Below are 18,855 nucleotides of genomic sequence, written 5' to 3'. Positions count from 1 at the left end.
GTCGTTAAAGAATGTTCTGCAATTGCTGGATAACCTGATCCGTGTAGCGACCCAGGCTGATGTAGAAGGCGGCGAAGGTGCCGATGCACAAAATCGCAAACAGGATCCATATCAGCGACACCGGCGTCTGGCGGCGGATGATATGGGCCTTGCTGATGACCTTGTCGCGAAACGAGGTCAGCACTTCCGGCGGATCGCCGCGCTCCTTGCGGATGGCGTCGTGGACTTCGCGGATTACGGTCTCGAGCTGGCTGCGGCCGTTGTGCATGACCCGGTATTTGCCTTCAAAACCGAGGCAGAGCAGCAGGTACAGAAACTCGATGAGTTCGATATAGCGTTCCGGGTCGCGCATCAGCCGCGCCAGCACGATGAAGAATTTCTCGCCGCCCCAGGTCTCTGAATGATATTGGGCAAGCAGGCTGCGCTCCGACCAGTCGGAATCCTGGCCCCAGGGCGAACACATGACGGCTTCGTCAACAGCGGTGCAAAGGCAGTAGCGATGGGCAAGGATCGTCGCCCGGTCGTAGCCCTCGCGGTGGAGCTCCAATTCGATGGATTCGATTTCGGCGCTGATATCGTGATGAAGATGATCGACGCTGTCGAAGTTGCGGACATCGGGAATACGCGCCAGAAGCGCCAGCAAAGGCTGGCTGGCATCGACAATCTTGTTGAGGCTGTTGCCGCGGAGCGGGAACGAAAGACGGGACGGCGTGTAGGTTCTTGCCGAAACCGTCTTCATTTCCGGAGTCTCGGTGGCCTCGATCAGCCGAGCTTCATCGACATCCGTGCCGGACCCGAATACGCCCGTTTGGCCCTCGGTCAAATCGCTCATGTCATTGCCCTCTCATTGCGGATGGCCCAGAACTGCATTTCGAGATCGGGAAAATTGCCGGTCACGTGGAAGGCGAAGCCGCTGGCATTCTCCAGGTATTGCCAACCCGGAGAATTTTCATCGAGCTGGAAATAGGTGAACCCCGCGTGATAGGGCAGCTGGCGCGGCGGCGCAGGCAGGCGTTGCAGCACCACGCCCGGCAGTTGCACGTGGATCAGTTCGCGGATCTTCTCGATCGACGACACCTTGGTCTGCGCCGGGAACTCCAGCGACAGTTTTTCCAGTTGAACGCTCGCCTTCACGGCAATCACGAAAATCGCGGTCTTCAGCAGCGAGCGATCGTGCAGGGGCGTGGTGTAAACCCCGTATTTCTGCTTGTTGAGCGGCAGGGCGACTGCATTGGCCTCGAAGATCGCCGTCAGGGATTGCCGCAATGAGGTGATCACCGGTTCGAAGCAGATTGCCGGCTCCTCGTGGTGGTACGGGGGCCACATTTCAGGCATTCGCTTTTCATGGGTGAAGGTCGCAAGCTCGCCCGCCGCTCTCGCCAGGACCATATAGAGGTCGCGCAGGTGCACGCCCTGAACCGTGGCGAGATGCCTAAACTCCGGCCACAGCCTGTTGATGGTCTGCAGCATGAGAAAGTCCGAGACATCCGAGACGCCGCGTTGGCCGGGCGTGCCCAGCCGCTCGGCAATCTGTCGGGCGCGCTGCTGCAACAGGCCGACGAAATCCTCAAGCGTTTTCTTCAGTTGCGGCGTGGCTTCGAGCGCCGATGCCGTCGGCAGGAAGCGATCGTCGAGCACCAGGCTGCCGTCAGAGCGCTTCTCGCGGATGCGGGCGACCGGCAGGCAGGTATAGGAGGAGCGATCCTCCTCCTCGAGCATCAGCCGCAGGCGGTATTGCGCCACATTGATATCGAAGGGCTCGGTTTCGGCGGAGGCATTGTCGCGCACCTCCTGCAGCACCGCGCTCATGCGCACGTTGGATTGCGGCTGATCGGAATCCTCGATTTCCGGAACGCCGTTGAGCCTGAGCGGCAGCGCGAGATAAACGCGCTGGTCGACGATATTGCGACCGCTGACATCAAGTGCTGCCGGCGGCTTGGTCTCACCGGGAATGTCGAGCACGGAACCATCCGGGAAAACCCCGCGCGCACTGTCGATCACGACCTTGCCATGCAGCAGGTTCTCGGGACTGATCTCGACCTTCGACAGGCCGGTCTGATAGGCGTCGACGCCTTCGACCCGCGTTCTGATCAGATATTCGATATAGCGCTGTTGCTGCTGGAAATGATGGGGTTTCAGAAAAAGCCCGTCGCGCCAGACAACATGATTTCTCAATGACATTTTTTGCTTCGATCCATTCTGCCTAAAGCCTAGCGGTGCAGGTTCGTGATGATTTGCGTTGGCGTGATCGCGGTGAAGAGCTGATAGGTTTCTCCCTTGGCATTCACCTGAACGGTCGTGCGCCAGTTGATGTCCTGGTAGTTCACATAGCCGGCGACGATGCCGATGAAGGTCGTGTCCTTTTTCAGTTCGATGTTTTCGATGGGCTTGGACTGATCCGGCGTGACCTGGACCTGCTTCATGTCGACATAGGTTGATTGCAGCGTGCCTTTCGGATCGTTGGTCAGCGACTCGAAATCCGACTGCATGAACTGACCGTCGTCGGAGAGCTGGAAAACCCACACATCGATCGGCAGGGACTGGCCGTCATCGCCGCGATTGGCGCCCTTTTCTTCGAAGATCATCATGTTGAGCGTGCTCGGCTGCTCCGTCGCCTTACCGACCGGAATGTCGGGATTGGCGATAACCTTGATGATTTTGCCCGTCGCCTGCGGGATGCCGCAGGACGACAATCCGGCCACGACAAACAGCAACGCAACAAACGCAATACGCCGACGCCCACGCCCACACCCACACCCACACCCACACCCACACATATGCCTACCGCTCCTCTCCCAAGCCGGCGAGCGCCTTGCTGCGCATCTCGCGGTCATAGACCTGTCGGAAGATTTCCCAGAACATGCGGGTGAGACCGCGCTGGCGGTCGGACTTCATTTCTTCGTAGTAGTGGCGGTACATCTGCCAGTGCCAGGCATCCTGGTCGCCAACGCGCGGCGCATGGCCCTTGTAACGGGCGAAGCGGCGCGACAGCTGGTCCGGCGCCAGTGCGGCCAGTACCGCGCCCAAGGCCGCATCAATCGCCACCCGGCTTGCCTGTTCGTGGGCGCTGATCTGTTCGAGGCTTTCCTCGACGGCGGCGGTGGCGTTCAGATGGACCGGGCTTTGAACGAGAAACAGGTCGCGCATCGCCTCCTCGGTGCTCATGTCGAGACGAAGCGGATTGTCTTCGACGGGATGCAGATGCGTATCGCTGAGATTGTTGCGGTCCTCGCCCTGAAGGCTGTGAATGGCCATCAGGCCGGAAACGGCCGTCTTCAGCGCGGCGCCCGCCTCGCGCGCGAGCCGGTTCGCTTCCGGAACCGGCATATCGGCCACCGGCAGCCCCATGGCCTGCATCAACGGGCGGAGCACGACGTGGTCGACCTGCTCGTCCTCTTCCAGCTGTCCCGTTCTGGCGGCGGCAGGCCATTCCTCCCGCTCGCGTATCTCCTGAAGGCCGTTCTCGACGGAGCGGTTTGCCAGCTCGTCGAGATAGTCTTCCAACTCCTCGCCTTCCTTCCTGACGCCAGGGCTTGCGAAATTCGCATGTTCTGCCATCGGATCATCGACGCCGAGCGCCTTCTTGCTCGACTTCGGCTGGAGGCTCAGGTCGTCGATCAGATCTTTCTTGTCTGGCATGGCTCTCATTCCTCGTTGGCTGTCGAACAGAACGACCGGGTCGTTGGACAAATCCATCTCCCTGCTTGCGGTTCGGTCGAGATGCGTCACCGGATCGATCCCCTCGTCGAGATCGGTTTCGTCGCGTTCGAAAAAGTCGCTTCCGCCGTCGTCAGCGTCCGAGGCATCGGCAAGCAGTGCGGCGGCATTGATCTGCTCATCGGGATTTTCGCCCTTGAGCGTGCCGGGGATGATCGTTTCCACGGCGGAAAAACGCTCTTCCCAGCCCTGAAAGCTCTCACCCTTGCCTCTGCGTCCCGCCGTTTCGGCCGAGAGATAGACGGAGACATCGAAGTCGCCGATCTTCCATCGGTCGCCGTCGGAGATCGAAAACGCGGTGCCTGTCGGGAGCGGCCGCGAAGAACCGTTGATCACCATCCCTTCATCATTCAGGGGCGTGGCGCAGAAGTGGCCGTCCTGAAGGTATATGCGGACATGATGCGGACTGACGGTGCCGGCGCGATCTGCAAGGCGCCAGCCGGCATCCTCTGCCGAGCCGATGGTTCCGCCATGCTCGGTAAAGACGGCGGTGGCGACGATGCCGCTTTCCAGATTGATGGTGTTGTTGACGGCGAGGATTAGGCGCATTGTCAAAGCCTCCCCGTCACGCGGACATCGCGGCGGCTGGCCTCGCCGACGCCCAGAAAGGAGGACCAGCCGAGATGCGAGCGATAGCCATCGGCCTCTGCCGGTGAGATGTCTTCGTTTGCGTGCAGGCAGAGCGGCCTGGCCTCACCGGCTGCAAGGCCGAGCTTGATGTCATAGGCATGCTGGTCACGCAGCATGAACTCGATGAGCTGTTTCAGCGCCTCATGGCTGCTGCCGCGCGGCAGGAATTCCTGGAAACGGTGGAAACCGAGATTTTTCAGGTAAACGTTGAATTTCGAGGCGATGTCGGGAACGCGGTCGCCGATGACGGCGCTTTCGCCCAGGACCGCGTTCAACTGGCCAAGAGAGAATTGCTGCTCGGCGGGAATGTCGACCTTGCGCCGGATCCATTCCTCGACCTCGACGTCCGGATGGAAGAAGGCATGAGCCACGACGGAAGACACGACCTGTGGCGATCTGTTGCGCGAGGCGAGCAGGCCGGTAAAGGTCAGGAGCCTGGCCCAGTTGATCGGCGACAACTCGCGCGCTTCCCGGTCGGCAAGGCCGAACAGGCAGAACATCGCCTGGGAAAAATCGTCTATCGCGCCCGGCTTGTAGCGCACATAATAGCGGTATTTGCGCATCGTGCGATGCATCAGCCCGACAAGCCGGTTGTGGAAGAAATCGAAGAAGCCCTTGAGCAGGGAGCCCTCGGCATCATAGCGGGCAACCGTTTCCTGATAGTAGGAGGGCAGGGGGGAGCCTGCGCCATGGAGGCCGAGAAACGTCACTTCCATGCGGAACCGGCCGCGCCGTCTACCCGGGGGCGTTTCTTTCTTGTCATCGGTGCTGCGATCATCGACCGGCGGCGTGTCCTCCAGAACGATATCGTTGATATCGGAAACCGGAAAGCCGAGGCGGTTGTCGACGCTGAAGACGATCTTCTCGTCTGTCGGAAGCAGGTGGGTTCCCACCTCCGTCCCGTCGTCGAAAGCGCGTTGCGTCTGCTCGACCGCCTGGAAGAAAGACCAGGCGCGCGCATCGCGGACCAGAAGGTCCGTCAGATGATCGGCTGCCGGCCTGTCTTCGCTGGCCATTGGTAAACCTCGTTGTTTTCCTCGCCCTCCACGATGAGCTCGTGGAAGGAGTTGATGCTGGCATAAAGGGTGAAGAATTCCGCAAGCACGCTGGCGAACAGGTACATGTCGCCCTCGCTCTGAAAGCACGACTCCCGGATAGTCATGCGCGTCAGAAGTCCGCGGATGGGCTGGCCGCGAAACAGCTTGTCGAAAGGCTTGGTGTCGATCGCGCGGATGCCATCCATGCGCTGGCGGCTGGTGCGCTCGGCGCGGCGATCGGCATAGGCCTGAAAATCGTAGATCGCGATCACCGCGCCAAGTGCATCCTTGTCGAGAAGCGACACGTAATTCAGCGCAAGATTGGAGATCATCGTCCAATAGAGCGAGCCATCGAGCGGCGGGTAGATTGGAGCAGTCGGCTGACGCAGATTGCGAAAGTCGACAAAGGCGGGCGTATCCTCGGTCATCACGCAGATATCGCCGCCGCCGAGTTCGCGCGCATGGCGGGCGTTGAAGCAGCTCAGCTCCGCTGAAACCACCTCGAAATCCGGCACGGCGCTGGAATTGTCGTGCCGGACGAAGGAAATGAGGTGATCGGCGCCGGCCTGTTTCAACGACTCCCGCATTCTGAGCCGGTAGTAGATCTGCGTCAGGTTCTGCTGGCGTTCGACCTCGTGATGAAAGGATTCGAAGGCCGGATATTCACGCAGATGCTGACCGGTTGCTGGTTCGCCCTCGGAACGCCAGCTCACCACCCGGTCGATCGAAAAGATTGCCTTGGCGCCGTCGCCATTGGAGGATGGTCGCAGGGGATAGTGAAGCCGGCGATGATCGACCTTCATCGGCTCGCCATCATGACGGAACAGGTTGACGGCCGGCGTGCAATAGAGTTGCACGGTGTCCGGGCGCACCTTTACATCTGGAGGAAGGGGACGCTCGAACTGAACCGAAAGGCGAAATGTCATGCCGCTTTCATTGCCGAGGTTTTCGCCGAAGCGGAGAAGATCGAAGCACTGGAATTTCTCCGGAAATACGAAGTACTCCTGCAGCAGGCGATAGCCTTCGTAGGCTGTATTGCCTGACGGCAGTATCGCCTCGTTCGCCGCGAAACCGCCGGGCTGGACGTTCCGCAGTGGAAAGGACACGGTTCGACCGCCGCCTTCTCCGCCCGTGACCGTGATGTCGATGGATTTCAGGTAACGCCCGAACCACAGGTAAAGCATCTGCGCGGTGTGATCGCCGCTGGCAAACCAAAGCCGCAGATCGCGGAGATCGATCATGCCGAGCGGCAGACCGGACAGCGTTTCGAAATCGATATGCAGCGTGGTCGACTGTCGCGATCGCTCAAGATATTGCTCGGCGATTTCGAGCGGATAGACATGGGTTTCGGACGTTGTTCGGAACGGGCAGACCGTACCGGATACCGGCCGCGACAGGATGATCGTGCCGTGCGGCACGACTTGCCGTTCGGTGATAGACTTTTCCTGCGGCGTAAGCTTCATCAGCGCCGTGGAGGGAAACGGCCGGAGGAAATTCGGCAGCAGCAGATTGACGACGGAATGGGTGAGTTCCGGCAGTTCGTCATCCAGCTTCTCCCGGAGCCGCGACGTCAGAAACGCAAACCCCTCAAGCAGACGCTCGACATCGGGGTCCGTCGACTGTTCGGAAAGATACCGAGCGAGTTTGGGATTGTTTTCAGCAAAGAACCGACCGCTTTCCTTCAGATAGGTCAGTTCGTCCTGAAAATAGCGTGAGCGCGCCGAGTTTGCCAATTCTGGCTCCTGCAACTACTTACATTACTGTTTCGGCATGCCATCAGGACGCGCTGGCGAACTGCTTCTCTCTCTTCGAGCAGGTCCGTCCGCCATGGCGATCTTCAGGCATTGTCCTCCCGCAAGAGCGCGGCCTCCCGGACGCGTTCTAGATAATTTGCGTGGCGTGTCCGTCTCGCATCAGCAAATCGATCTCGACCAGTTCCTGCCGCGATTTCGCCGGCACCAGCGCCTGGATTCTGAATTTCAGATCCAACGGCCGATCCGGATCGTGCATGCACTCGACGGCCTTGACCTCGACACGCGGTTCAAAGGTGTTGATGCAATCGCGGATCGACGCTGCGATATGCCGGGTCAGGTCATTGGATTCGATCGACGACTCGTTGAAATCGGCAAGACCGAGGCCGGGGGCGGACTGGGACGCGCCGCTGCGCGCATTGAGCAGGCGGATAAGGTGGCGTTTGATCGAACGCACGGTTGCCGAGGCGGCATCGTCCGTACGTTCGATCGCCATATTCTCCTCATCCAGCACAAGGCGCTCGAACAGGCTGCCAGCCGACCGGCGATCGATGCTGTCCCGGATATCGTGTTCGCGGTCCCCTCGCATGGCCGATCTAGTCGTCCTTGTCGAGCTTGCCCACCAGGGACAGTTCGAAATTGGCGCCCATATATTTGAAGTGCGGACGGACCTTCAGCGTGACCTGATACCAGCCGGGATCGCCCTCGACATCGGAAACCTCGACGCTTGCCGCGCGCAGCGGACGACGCGAACGCACATCCGAAGGCGGGTTCTCCTGATCGGCGACATATTGCTTGAGCCAGACATTGAGCTCGCGCTCAAGGTCTTCCTTCTCCTTCCAGCTGCCGATCTGCTCGCGCTGCAGCACCTTGATGTAATGCGCCAACCGGTTGATGATCATCATGTAGGGCAGTTGCGTGCCGAGCTTGTAGTTGGTCTCGGCGGCCTTGCCTTCCTTGGTGTTCTGGAAAATTTTCGGCTTCTGAACGGAATTGGCCGAGAAGAAGGCGGCGTTATCCGACCCCTTGCGCATGGTCAGCGCGATGAAGCCTTCCTCGGCGAGTTCATATTCGCGCCGGTCGGTAATCAGAATCTCGGTCGGGATCTTTTCCTCAAGCTGCCCGAAGGCCTCGTAGACATGGACAGGCAGATCATAGACCGCGCCGCCCGACTGCGGGCCGATGATGTTCGGGCACCAGCGGTATTTTGCAAAGCTTTCGGTCAGCCGCGTGGCGAGCACGAAGGAGGTGTTACCCCACAGATAATGCTCGTGGTCGTCGGTCACGCTTTCCGAATAGACGAAGCTCTTGACCGGATTTTCCTCCGCATCATAGGGCTGACGCAGCAGGAAACGCGGGCAGGTCAGGCCGACATAGCGGGAATCCTCGCTCTGGCGGAAGCCCATCCACTTGCGGAAGCGCGGACCTTCATAGATCGAGAACAGGTCCTTCTGCGCCGGCAGATCGACGAATTCATCAACGTCGAACATCTCCGGAGAGGCGGCCGCTATGAACGGCGCATGCGCCATGGCGCCAACTGAGGCAACGAACTGCAACAGCTTGACGTCGCGTGCGCCGGGGCCGAAATCGTAATTGGCGATCATCGCGCCGACGGGCTCGCCGCCGAACTGGCCGTAGCCGGAGGAGTAGATGTGCTTGTAGAGACCGGACTGCACCACTTCCGGCGCGGTCTCGAAATCCTCCAGCAGCTTCTCCTTGGAAACCGGCAGCAGGTCGATCTTGATGTTTTCACGGAAATCCGTCTGGTCGATCAGAAGCTTCAGCCCGCGCCAGGCCGACTCCATTTCCTGAAATCCCTTGTCGTGAATGATTTCGTCAACCTGCCGCGAAACTTTCTCGTCAAGCTGGGCAATCATCTGGTCGACGAGAACGCGATTGATACGCTCGCCGGGTTTGCGGCTTGAGAGCATGTCGGCGATGAACGCTTCCATGCCCTTGCGCGCGATGGAATAGGTTTCCGTATCATCCGGACGGATCCGGGTTTCTTCCATGATCTGGTCCAGAAGCGAGAAGCTTTGTGTTTCGCCGGACTTTTCCTTGAGAGCAGCACCTGATTGGGCCATGTTTTTCAACTCCGAACTACGCGCCGATGATTTCGGCAGGTCAAACTGCATTCCGGTATTCCTTCAGGAAAACGGGGACGTCTTCAGCCTTTGCCGCCTGTGGTATCGTCGCCCTTGACCGAGATATCGCCATCGGGCTTGCCGGCCAGATCGGGCTTCGGCGCTGCGGCCAGTTTCTCCGCCTCGCGGGCTTCGATCGACTGCAGCTCCTCCATGAGCTTCTTGCGGGCATCCTCATCTTCCAGGATCTGTTCAAGACGCTGACGGAAGGCCGGCATGTTGCCGAGCGGCCCCTTCAGCGCGACAAGCGCCTCGCGCAGCTCGATAAGCTTTTGCAACTCCGGTACCTGCCGCACCACGGCATCGGGCGAGAAATCCGCAAGGCTCTTGAACTCAAGCGTGGTGCGAAGGCGCGCGTCCTCGTCGCCGGAGAGCGTGTCCTTCACCTCCATATCGCGCTTCAGTCCGGCCTCCTTCATCACCGAGGCGAAGCTGTTCTTGTCCACCGAGAGCATTTCGCGCTCTTCCAGCGGCAGGCCGTCATCATGACCCAGATAGTCGCCGAGCATGACGAGACGGAGAGGCAGTTCCACCTCTTCCTGCTGGTCACCCGTTGCAGGGACGTAACGGATATTGATGCGCTCCTTGGGAGCGACTGAACTGTCTTTTCCAGCCATTTTGTCTTGCCTCCTGTGTTCACTCAGGCCCGTCGGAAACGCGCTCGACTACGACCTTTACGGGTATTCAGACGAAATTCGCCCAAATTAAGGTAACCTCTAAAAGTGGTATTAATTACTATCTATAGTATCTTTGGTTGACAAGTCGGGATTTGAAAAATATCGAATACAAAGATGTAATGCGTGATAAATCCTAAATTATATTATGCTAATATATAAAATTACTTAATTTATATTGAGGGTTAAGATGGCGCGTACGCAGGAGTGCAACCTTGAAGCGAATCTTTAGGCTGGTAAAATTTCTCTCAGGCGGTTCTTTTCGGGTGCTGAAAAGCCTAGTAAAATCATATGGCATGGCCAGCCTGGTCATCGCCTTCGCGCTTTGCGCTATTATCTGGTTCGTCGGACCACGGCTGAAGGTCTACGGTTTCCAGCCTTTCGGGCCAGTCACGTTCCGATTGATCGCAATTATCGCGATTATATTTTTCTGGGGTGTCAGCAATCTTCTCTTCGGCGCCGTGAGCAGACGCAGGCAGGAACGTGCCTCGGAAGAAGAGGTGACGAAGGCGCCGAGGGATCCGGTGAAGGATCGCGTCGATGCGTTCGACCGCAGTTTCCGCAACGCTATGTCCGCCATTGCGAAGCACTGGATCGGCTCCGATGGCAAGCGCGGGAAACGCTCGGTCTATTCACTGCCCTGGTATATGATGCTCGGCTTTCCCTCTGCCGGGAAGACGTCGTTTATCGTCGAGTCCGATCTCAAGTTTCCTCTGGCGCATCTCTTCTCGCAGGAAGACGCCAAGTCTGTGACCAAAACCGAGGATGTCGATTACTGGGTTACGGATGACGCCGTCGTCTTCGATGTCGCCGGCCAGCTACTGACCCATCAGCGCAACCGTGAGGACGACAATGTCCTCGATGTTTCCCGGCTTCTCTGGGACAAATTCCTGGGCTTGCTGAACGAGTACAGGCCCCGCAGGCCGATCAACGGCGCAATCGTCTGCATCGATCTCGTTGATCTCATTCAATCCTCGCCCGAAGTGCGTGAAAACAAGGCCGCCCTTCTGCACGCCCGTCTGGTGGAGATGTCGGAAGCGCTCAGCACGCGCTATACCGTGCACGTCATTTTGACAAAGCTCGATCTCCTCGACGGCTTTCACGAATTCGTATCGGGCCTCACCAAGGCGCAACGTGCCGAACCTTTCGGCTTTACCTTCTCGGTCTATTCGGAAAAATCCGGCGACAGCTGGGTGGAGGAATTCGAGGCGGCCTATGACGGTTTTCTCGAGCGTCTCAACAATCTGATGCTGGACCGTATCGCCGATCAGCACTCTTCCGAAGCGCGGCGCAAACTCTATACCTTCACGCGCCAGCTTTCCGGCCTGAAAATGCTGATCCGGGAATTCCTTGGAACCAGCCTCCATCAGGACAAGTTCTCGACGGCGCCGCTGGTGCGCGGCGTTTTCATGGCCTCCTGCCGTCAGGAAGCCGTTCCGTTCAATGCCGTCCTGACGGCGGCCTCGCAGAAATACGAGATCCGTCCGCCCGTACTTGCCGTCCATGGCGATCACTCAAAGCACTATTTCTCGGCCAATGTGCTGAAGTCCGTGATCTTCGAGGAAGCAGGCCTTGCCGGCGACAATATCCGCCTCGAGCGCTCCAAGCGGGTGCGGTTCATTCTCTCGGGTGCTGCTGCCTCGGTTCTGTTCATCGGTTTCGTCGGCTTCTACTGGCAGGCCTATGAAAGCAACCGCGCCAAGATGGACGAGGTTGTCAGCATCGCCAAGGCCTACAAGGCGGACGGCGAAACGCGGGCCGTAAACGCGGCAGACGCCGGCCAGTCTTTCCTCAAGCCGCTGAATGCGTTGCGTTCGGCCGGGACGATTTTCGGCAATTATGACCGCTGGGGCGTCGTGCCGTCCTTTCTGACGCTGTCGCAAGGGCGAAGGATCGGGCCGGTCATCGACAAGACCTATATCGACGTGTTGCAAGACGGCTTCCTTCCCGATCTTGCAGGCTACGTCGAGGCGGAGGTGGTGAAGCTCGGCAAGGCGGAAGACACACGCGACGGCGATGAGCGCCTTGAGGATCTGCGTATCTATCTGATGCTCGGCGACACCTCGAAACGCAACAATGCGCTGGTGGAAGAATGGTATGGCGAGGTCTGGCAGACGCTCTATACCGGCGACGACCAGACGCAGCAGGACCTTTCCTCGCATCTGAAATTCGCCATTGAGGATGCCGACCTCGAAGTCCCGCTCAACCAGAGCGAAGTGGCCTCGGCGCAGGCGGATCTGCGCGCCGTGCCGCGCGATCTGCGGCTCTACCGCAATATCGAGCAGCTCGCCAAAAGCCAGCTCGTGTCGGCCGTCAACTTCAGAAACGAGATCGGGCCGGCCTACAACATCATTTTCAAGCAGCCGGCCGATGCCAACGGCAAGCCGGAACCGGTGGAAATCCCGCCCTTCTTCACCAAGACCGGCTTTACCGACTTTTTCGTCAAGCAGAACGAGGCGCTTTCCGTCGTTGCCATCGAAGATGCCTGGGTGGCCGGCGAGCGCGATACGGTAAGCTATTCCCAGGAGGATCTGGAAGCGTTCCGCAAGCAGGTCGCCGAGCGCTATGCGACCAATTATATCGATACCTGGACGAACGCCCTGAACCGCCTCGATATCGTCGATTTCGGCAGCCTCGACAAGGGCGTGGACGTGCTTGAGGAAATCACCGGGCCGGACGATCCCTTCGCCCGGCTTATCGCGCTGGTGAAGGCGCAGACGCAGATCTATGAGGAGAAAACCGTCGCCCAGACGCCGGATCAGGCAGCCGATGCCAAACAGCCCTACGACCTTTACCGGGAGCAGGGCATGCGCATCAACCGCGCCTTTGCCCGGCTCGATGCGCTGGATGATCCGCGCGACAACAAGGGCAGCTACCTTGAAGACCTCGAGGCTTCGCTGTCGAAGCTCTACGAATACCTCAAGGAGGTTCGCCAGGCCGGCGACCGCTCGGGCGAAATGGCGCTTGCCAAGGCCAAGGCGCGGGTGAAGCTGGAGGGCGACGACCCGATCTATGTGGTCGAGCGCCAGGGCGTCGACCTGCCGGAACCGATGAGCCGGTTCTTCGCAACCATTTCCGACCAGAGCTGGGCGGTGGTGCTGGACAAGGCCAAGGAAGAGCTTCAGCGCGCCTGGAACGACGATGTCTACGGCGAATACAATCTTTCGCTGGCGACCCGCTATCCCTTCACCATGGACGCTCAGGAGGATGTGCCGCTCAAGGAATTCACCGACTTCTTCGGCCCGAACGGCAAGATCGAGAATTTCTACAACGACAACCTGACTCTCTTCATCGACGAGGCGACCGGCAAGCCGAAGGTGATTGACGGGCAAAGCCTTGTCATCAACCCGGAATTCCTGTTGCAGCTGAAGAAGGCGCTGGCCCTGCAGGATACCTATTTCAGCAATGACGGCGCGCTTGGCGTGAACTACACCGTGGAGCCGAAAGGCCTGTCCGGACGCTTCGGCCGCTCGGTCATGAATGTCGAAGGCCAGCTCGTGCCCTATTCGCACGGACCGCGCTTTCCGGTGCGCATCATCTGGCCGAACGAACTTTCGAAAAAGGCCGAAAGCGTGCTGACGCTGTTTCCAAGCGGCGGCGGCAAGCCGCGCACCATGTCCTTCAGCGGGCCGTGGTCGGGCTACAGGCTTCTGAACTCCGGCAAGATCGTCAATTATGATGCCAATGGCATGGTGGTCGAGTTCGACGTCGGCGGCGGTACCGCGAGCTACACGATCACCCAGCAGGGGCAGAAGAACCCGGCCCGGCAGGATCCGCTCGCGGATCTCGTTTTGCCCGCTCGTCTGTGACCGCGGGCAGGAGAGACCGATGGCGAACGAGTGCTTTCTGGAGGCGATCAGCGCCACGCTTGCGGATCCCTATGATGGCGACATCGAGGACCTGCCGGCCTATGATGTGATCGGCGACGCACTGATCCGCCGCGGCACGCCCAGTCAGGCCTCTGTCGACTGGCAGGGCGTCGAAGAGGCGGCCGCACGGCTTCTCGCCCGCAATGCCAAGGATATCCGGCTGGTCGAGGCCATCTGTCTGGCCAGGTTTTCAAGCCGCGATCGCGAGAACCTGCTTGCCTGTCTTGAGGGGCTGAACGCCTTTCTGAGGCTGGAAGAATCGCAGCGGCGGCCTGCGAAGAAGGCACAGTTTCAATCGGTTCTGACCCGGCTGATGGGCTTCCTGCTGCGCGATGAGCCGCCCGGGCCGGCCGGCGTGCTGGCCGAGGAACTGACCGTGAGCTTACGGCTGCTTGGCGAGAACGAGGCGGTGCAGGAGGCAGGACAGTCACGGGCGATTTCGAGCTTTCTCGACCGGCTGGCCAGTGATGCCGATGGGGTGACCGCGGATCGCGGCGAGGGCGCCAAAGCCCAGGCTCAACCCGCTTCACGGACGAACAGCAAGACGGCGGAGGCGAGGCAGACTGAGCCTCCTTCTTCAACGGCGGTCGATTTCCGGCTTCTGCGCCGCCAGGCTGGAGAGCTTGCCGATCTTCTGTTCGATCTCGATCCGTCAGCACCCGTCTCCTATCTTCTGCGCCGGCACGTGACCTGGCTCGACGTGACCGCGCCGCCACCGATCAAGGAGGGGCGGAACACCATCGTTCCGCCGGTCTCCATCGAAAGCGTCGAGCGTTATGAGACCGCATTGCGCGAAAATCCGGATGACCCGGCGCTTGCCAAACGGCTGGAGCGAACGCTTCAATCTCTGCCCTTCTGGATCGGCGGGCATGTTATCGCCGCGCGACTGGCGCAAAAATGCGGGCGCTCCGCCGCAACTGCGTCCATCGCCGCGGAAACGCGTCATTTTCTGGCGCGCCTGCCGGTGCTGACGGACCTTAACTTCCTTGACGGCCAGCCACTTGTCGCGATCGAGGACCTGACGACCCTCGGTCAGCTTGCCGGGCATGCAGCAATGACCCGGCTGCAGGGCGGGGACGAGCCTTCCCAGGAAAACCTCGGCGTGGAGATGCCGACGCTTGAGAGCATGGCGGCGGATCCCGCTAAGGCCAGCGAATGGGATAAAAATTATCGGCAGGCCCCATCACCGCGCATGCGCGCCTTTCTGGAGCTTGCAACGCTGGAGATGCTGGCAGCCTCCGGTTTTGCCGCGATCACCGCCGATCAGGCCATCCGCCTCGAACGGGCGGCAGAAGGCATCGGCGTCAGGGAATGGGACCCGGAGCTTTTCCGAAGGCTGGAGAAGTTCAGAAAATGAAGAGCGATAAGGTTTTGAATCAAAACAGAAATTTTGGTACTCAACGGTACTGGCCAAAAATGGCCGAGCCTGGCCATTTTTGGCCGAGACGGATTCGCGCTTCTGGATCAAAGGGTTATGCCGGATTTTGGCATTATGTCCGTACTTTTCCCGGCCATTTTTGGCCGAAGCGTCTTGGGTTCACTTACATAAATACTCGCTCATATGGGCATGTTGTTACTCATTGCGATAAAAATATCCTTTTAATATCAGTATACTTTCGTTTTTTTATTCAGAGTTACCGCCTCTGGCACGGTTTATGCAAGATAAGGCTTGCCCGCCGCGGTTTGCCGCTGACGGGCCTGAACCCGCCAACGGCATGGTGCCGCGGCATTTGAGAACACGGAAAAGAAGACGTCTGCCGAATCTTGCATGTTTGGCGACAGGCGCAATGGCAGGAAGACCGGTTTTCCGTCCGTCCATTGCGCAAGGCAAAAGTCCGGCAGACGTCTCTAGAACAGGCAGGAGTAACCCATGCCCACACCCGCTTATATCACGATCGAGGGCGCAACGCAGGGCCCGATCACCCAAGGCGCCTTTACCGAGGATTCGGTCGGCAATGTCTGGCAGGAAGGCCATGAGGACGAGGTCATGGTCCAGGCCATCGACCACACCGTCGTCATTCCCCGCGACCCGCAGTCGGGCCAGCCGGCCGGCCAGCGCGTGCACACGCCGTTCAAGTTCACCTGCACGCTGAACAAGGCCGTGCCGCTGCTCTATAACGCGCTGTGCACCGGCGAGATGCTGACCAAATGCGATGTCAAATGGTACCGCACCAACACCGCCGGCAAGCAGGAGCACTTCTTCACCACCACGCTGGAAGACGCGCTGGTGACCGACATGGACTGCACCCTGCCGCATTGCCAGGACCCGAAGAATGCTGACTTTACCCAGCTGGTGAAGGTGGAGCTTTCCTACCGCAAGATCACCTGGGAACACACGGCCTCGGGCACATCCGGCTCCGACGACTGGCGCGCGCCGGCCGCCTGATCGGGCAGGCGACAAGCATCTCCGGGGTAAAATGGCTCCGGAGGTGCGTCTGAAGCCACAATCATAGGTAATTATCTCTGTGGATATGCGCCTTATTGAGGTGACGGCATCCGCGAGACAGGAGGCAAACATGTTGCGTTACGCCGTCGGGAAAACCCGAAAAGCCCGCGATTTTCTGCTGGGGCTCTGGCAGCACGGGCGTCTGCGCCGCACCGGAGGTAGCCGCAGTGAGACCGCCGAAAGCGCCCGGGAAGCAGCCGTCCCCTCAGGCGCATCGCTCGATGTTTCCGGCGAACGCGGCGTGGTCGGTGTCGCGATCGGCGGGCGTGGCGCCGTGTCGCATCGCGTGCACGCCGCTTCTTCCGCGGATGAACTCGACCCCGGCATCAGCTTCCTCGACCGCTTTGCCGACCATTCGCTGCTTGCCGAAAACGAACGCCGCGCGGCCCGCAAGGCTACCGCTGCAACGGCATTGCCCGAGGTGGTCGCAGCAAGAACGGCGGAGGCGAGGCCACGGGCCCCGGCGCCGCGCACAGATCAGCGGCCCCGGGCCGACAGGATAGGCAACAGGAGGTCTTCATGAACGCGATCATGGACATACCGGCTCTCTATCAGAACCAGGACATCGCCTTCACCTTCGAAGCCCCGGCGCTGAAAGATGCTCAATTCCTGGTGCATGGTTTTGAAGCGCGGGAAAAGCTGTTCGGCCTGACGCAAGTGGATATCGAGCTGGTCTCCGAGGACCCGGATATCGACCTCAATGCCCTGCTCGACACGCCGGCGACGCTCACCATCCACCACAAATATGCCGGTATCCGGCACCTCTCCGGCGTGATCGCCGAGATCGCGCGGGCCGATGAGGGCTTTCACCGCACCTTCTACACCGTCACGCTTTTGCCGATGCTGCACCGGCTCGACCATGGTTCGGACTGCCGCATCTTCCAGCAGAAGACCGTGCCCGACATCATCCGCGAAATCCTGAAGGAAAACGGCGTCGAGGATGTGCAGTGGCACATGGCGGGCGAGCATGTGGCGCGCGAATATTGCGTCCAGTATCGCGAGACGCATCTGGCCTTTGCCGAGCGGATCGCGGCCGAGGAAGGCATCTGGTACTACTTTACCTATGGCGAGAACGGCCAGCACACGCTTCACTTCATCGACATGCCGCAGATCGTCGGCAAGCTGCCCGACCTGCCGGAGCTGGAATACAACGCCAATCCCGGCGGCGCGGTGAAGGGCGTGTTCTGCAACCGCTTCGCCTTTCACGAGCGGCTACGCTCCACCGTCTATACCCAGCGCGACTACACCTTCAAGAACCCGCCCTATACTCAGGAGCACAAGGCCGAGCGGCAGGAGGATAACGGCGCCAAGCGCGACTATGCGCTTTACGACTATCCGGGCCGCTACAAGCGCGATGTGGCCGGCAAACCGTTCACGAAATATCGGATGGAGGCAACCCGCACCGACGCCACCACGGCCGATGGCCAGACCAACGCCATCCATCTGATGCCGGGCTTCCGCATGGCGCTGACGGACCATCCGAACAAGGCCTGCAATATCGATTGGCATCTGCTTTCCGTCAGCCACAGCGGCGAACAGCCGCAGGCCTTGAAGGAAGAGGCTGGCTCCGGCGCCACGACCTATTCGGCAAGCTTTTCCGCCATGCCCGCGCGTCTGCCCTATCGCCCGCCGACGACGAAAAAGCCGATGGTCGATGGCCCGCAGATCGCCCGCGTGACCGGGCCGGAGGGCGAGGAAATCTATTGCGACGAATTCGCAAGGATCAAGGTCTGGTTCCCGTGGGATCATCGCGGCGAACAGAACGACAAATCCTCCTGCTGGATCCGCGTCGCCAACAACTGGGCTGGCGCCACCTGGGGCCACATGGCCATCCCGAGGATCGGCCAGGAAGTCATCGTCGACTTCCTCGAAGGCGACCCCGACCAGCCGATCGTCACGGGACGGACCTACAACGCGATGAACAAACCGCCTTACAAGCTGCCCGAAAACAAGACCCGCATGACCATCAAGAGCCAGACTCACAAGGGAAATGGCTATAACGAACTGCGCTTCGAGGACGAGAAGGACCACGAGGAAGTCTTTGTCCATTCACAGAAGGACCGCAACGAAAAGACCAACAACAACCATTCCGAACGCATCAACAACAACTGGGTCCAGTCCGTCGGCCACAACAAGGGCATCGAGGTCGAGAACAATCATACCGAGGTGATCGGCGGCGATATGGCGCTTTATGTCGGGCCGACGCAAAAGGGGATGTTCACGCCGACTGGAGCCGACAGGATGGTCGACGGCATTCCCGGAACGCCCTATGGCCTTGGCGAAAAGGGAACCGGGACCGGCGAAGGGTCGATGCAGCTCAGCATCGAGAAGAACCGCAATGAGAGCATCGGCAATAATGACTCTCAGTTGGTCCAGAACACAAAGAACGTCAATGTCCTTAAGAGCTACTATCTCGATGTCGGCGAGGAACTGATGATCACCGCTGGCAAGCGGATTCTCCTGAAGAGCGGCGACAGCGTGATCGTGCTCAATTCCGATGGCTCGATCCATATCAACGGCAAACACCTGAGCCACAACGTCGATCAGCTGATCAAGCTCCTGTCCGATGTCGTAAAGGTCAACTAGG

At 59.6% G+C, this 18,855-nt stretch carries 14 protein-coding genes; 5 read left to right on the top strand and 9 right to left on the bottom strand.

What is annotated here, in order from left to right; genetic code table 11:
* Positions 1-4: 4 nt before the first annotated feature.
* The 9 genes from icmH to tssB form a co-directional block, all read right to left on the bottom strand.
* Entirely contained in the window at positions 5-832 is an 828-nt protein-coding gene (gene icmH, locus V6765_RS17855) for a type IVB secretion system protein IcmH/DotU (protein WP_448431238.1), read from the bottom strand.
* Positions 829-2,181: a type VI secretion system baseplate subunit TssK gene (gene tssK / locus V6765_RS17850; RefSeq protein ID WP_448431236.1), complete on the bottom strand. Its 1,353-nt coding sequence runs from the start codon at positions 2,179-2,181 to the stop codon at positions 829-831. The genes icmH and tssK overlap by 4 nt, the downstream gene beginning before the upstream one ends.
* Positions 2,182-2,210: 29 nt before the next feature.
* Entirely contained in the window at positions 2,211-2,777 is a 567-nt protein-coding gene (gene tssJ / locus V6765_RS17845) for a type VI secretion system lipoprotein TssJ (protein ID WP_448431234.1), read from the bottom strand.
* A 4-nt stretch (positions 2,778-2,781) separates the two neighbouring features.
* Positions 2,782-4,266, bottom strand: a complete 1,485-nt coding sequence (tagH, locus tag V6765_RS17840) for a type VI secretion system-associated FHA domain protein TagH (RefSeq protein WP_448431232.1) — start codon at positions 4,264-4,266, stop codon at positions 2,782-2,784.
* Between the two features lie 2 nt (positions 4,267-4,268).
* Positions 4,269-5,363: a type VI secretion system baseplate subunit TssG gene (gene tssG, locus V6765_RS17835; RefSeq protein WP_448431230.1), complete on the bottom strand. Its 1,095-nt coding sequence runs from the start codon at positions 5,361-5,363 to the stop codon at positions 4,269-4,271.
* A complete protein-coding gene (tssF, locus tag V6765_RS17830) occupies positions 5,327-7,117 on the bottom strand; it encodes a type VI secretion system baseplate subunit TssF (protein ID WP_448431228.1) in 1,791 nt (596 codons plus the stop codon). Before tssF ends, tssG begins: the two co-directional genes overlap by 37 nt.
* Before the next feature lie 148 nt (positions 7,118-7,265).
* Entirely contained in the window at positions 7,266-7,724 is a 459-nt protein-coding gene (gene tssE / locus V6765_RS17825; RefSeq protein WP_448431226.1) for a type VI secretion system baseplate subunit TssE, read from the bottom strand.
* A gap of 7 nt (positions 7,725-7,731) precedes the next feature.
* On the bottom strand, positions 7,732-9,219 hold the full coding sequence (gene tssC, locus V6765_RS17820) for a type VI secretion system contractile sheath large subunit (protein WP_448431224.1): 1,488 nt from the start codon (positions 9,217-9,219) through the stop codon (positions 7,732-7,734).
* An 83-nt stretch (positions 9,220-9,302) separates the two neighbouring features.
* Entirely contained in the window at positions 9,303-9,896 is a 594-nt protein-coding gene (gene tssB, locus V6765_RS17815) for a type VI secretion system contractile sheath small subunit (RefSeq protein WP_448431222.1), read from the bottom strand.
* A 323-nt stretch (positions 9,897-10,219) separates the two neighbouring features.
* Here tssB and tssM point away from each other — a divergent pair, with 323 nt between their 5' ends.
* The 5 genes from tssM to V6765_RS17790 all read left to right on the top strand — a co-directional run bounded on the left by tssM (position 10,220) and on the right by V6765_RS17790 (position 18,854).
* On the top strand, positions 10,220-13,762 hold the full coding sequence (tssM, locus tag V6765_RS17810; protein WP_448431523.1) for a type VI secretion system membrane subunit TssM: 3,543 nt from the start codon (positions 10,220-10,222) through the stop codon (positions 13,760-13,762).
* Positions 13,763-13,781: 19 nt separating this feature from the next.
* On the top strand, positions 13,782-15,179 hold the full coding sequence (locus V6765_RS17805) for a type VI secretion system domain-containing protein (protein ID WP_448431220.1): 1,398 nt from the start codon (positions 13,782-13,784) through the stop codon (positions 15,177-15,179).
* Positions 15,180-15,692: 513 nt separating this feature from the next.
* Positions 15,693-16,208 carry an Hcp family type VI secretion system effector gene (locus tag V6765_RS17800; protein WP_448431218.1) on the top strand — a complete coding sequence of 172 codons (516 nt, stop codon included), beginning with the start codon at positions 15,693-15,695 and terminating at the stop codon, positions 16,206-16,208.
* Positions 16,209-16,338: 130 nt separating this feature from the next.
* Positions 16,339-16,791: a hypothetical protein gene (locus V6765_RS17795; RefSeq protein WP_448431216.1), complete on the top strand. Its 453-nt coding sequence runs from the start codon at positions 16,339-16,341 to the stop codon at positions 16,789-16,791.
* Complete coding sequence (locus tag V6765_RS17790) at positions 16,788-18,854, top strand: type VI secretion system Vgr family protein (RefSeq protein WP_448431214.1); 2,067 nt, start codon at positions 16,788-16,790, stop codon at positions 18,852-18,854. The genes V6765_RS17795 and V6765_RS17790 overlap by 4 nt, the downstream gene beginning before the upstream one ends.
* Position 18,855 lies beyond the last annotated feature (1 nt).

The sequence above is a fragment of the Martelella sp. FOR1707 genome (genome assembly GCF_053484265.1).
The sequence above is the reverse complement of the archived record's forward strand: the minus strand, read 5'-3'. Positions and strand labels throughout refer to the sequence as shown.

Excerpts from the sequence above, each read along its gene's own strand:
- tssG (WP_448431230.1), bottom strand. The coding sequence starts at position 5,363 with ATGGCCAGCGAAGACAGGCCGGCAGCCGATCATCTGACGGACCTTCTG.
- V6765_RS17790 (WP_448431214.1), top strand. The coding sequence starts at position 16,788 with ATGAACGCGATCATGGACATACCGGCTCTCTATCAGAACCAGGACATC.
- V6765_RS17805 (WP_448431220.1), top strand. The coding sequence starts at position 13,782 with ATGGCGAACGAGTGCTTTCTGGAGGCGATCAGCGCCACGCTTGCGGAT.
- V6765_RS17795 (WP_448431216.1), top strand. The coding sequence starts at position 16,339 with ATGTTGCGTTACGCCGTCGGGAAAACCCGAAAAGCCCGCGATTTTCTG.
- tssB (WP_448431222.1), bottom strand. The coding sequence starts at position 9,896 with ATGGCTGGAAAAGACAGTTCAGTCGCTCCCAAGGAGCGCATCAATATC.
- tssJ (WP_448431234.1), bottom strand. The coding sequence starts at position 2,777 with ATGTGTGGGTGTGGGTGTGGGTGTGGGTGTGGGCGTGGGCGTCGGCGT.
- icmH (WP_448431238.1), bottom strand. The coding sequence starts at position 832 with ATGAGCGATTTGACCGAGGGCCAAACGGGCGTATTCGGGTCCGGCACG.
- tssE (WP_448431226.1), bottom strand. The coding sequence starts at position 7,724 with ATGCGAGGGGACCGCGAACACGATATCCGGGACAGCATCGATCGCCGG.
- tagH (WP_448431232.1), bottom strand. The coding sequence starts at position 4,266 with ATGCGCCTAATCCTCGCCGTCAACAACACCATCAATCTGGAAAGCGGC.
- tssC (WP_448431224.1), bottom strand. The coding sequence starts at position 9,219 with ATGGCCCAATCAGGTGCTGCTCTCAAGGAAAAGTCCGGCGAAACACAA.
- tssK (WP_448431236.1), bottom strand. The coding sequence starts at position 2,181 with ATGTCATTGAGAAATCATGTTGTCTGGCGCGACGGGCTTTTTCTGAAA.
- V6765_RS17800 (WP_448431218.1), top strand. The coding sequence starts at position 15,693 with ATGCCCACACCCGCTTATATCACGATCGAGGGCGCAACGCAGGGCCCG.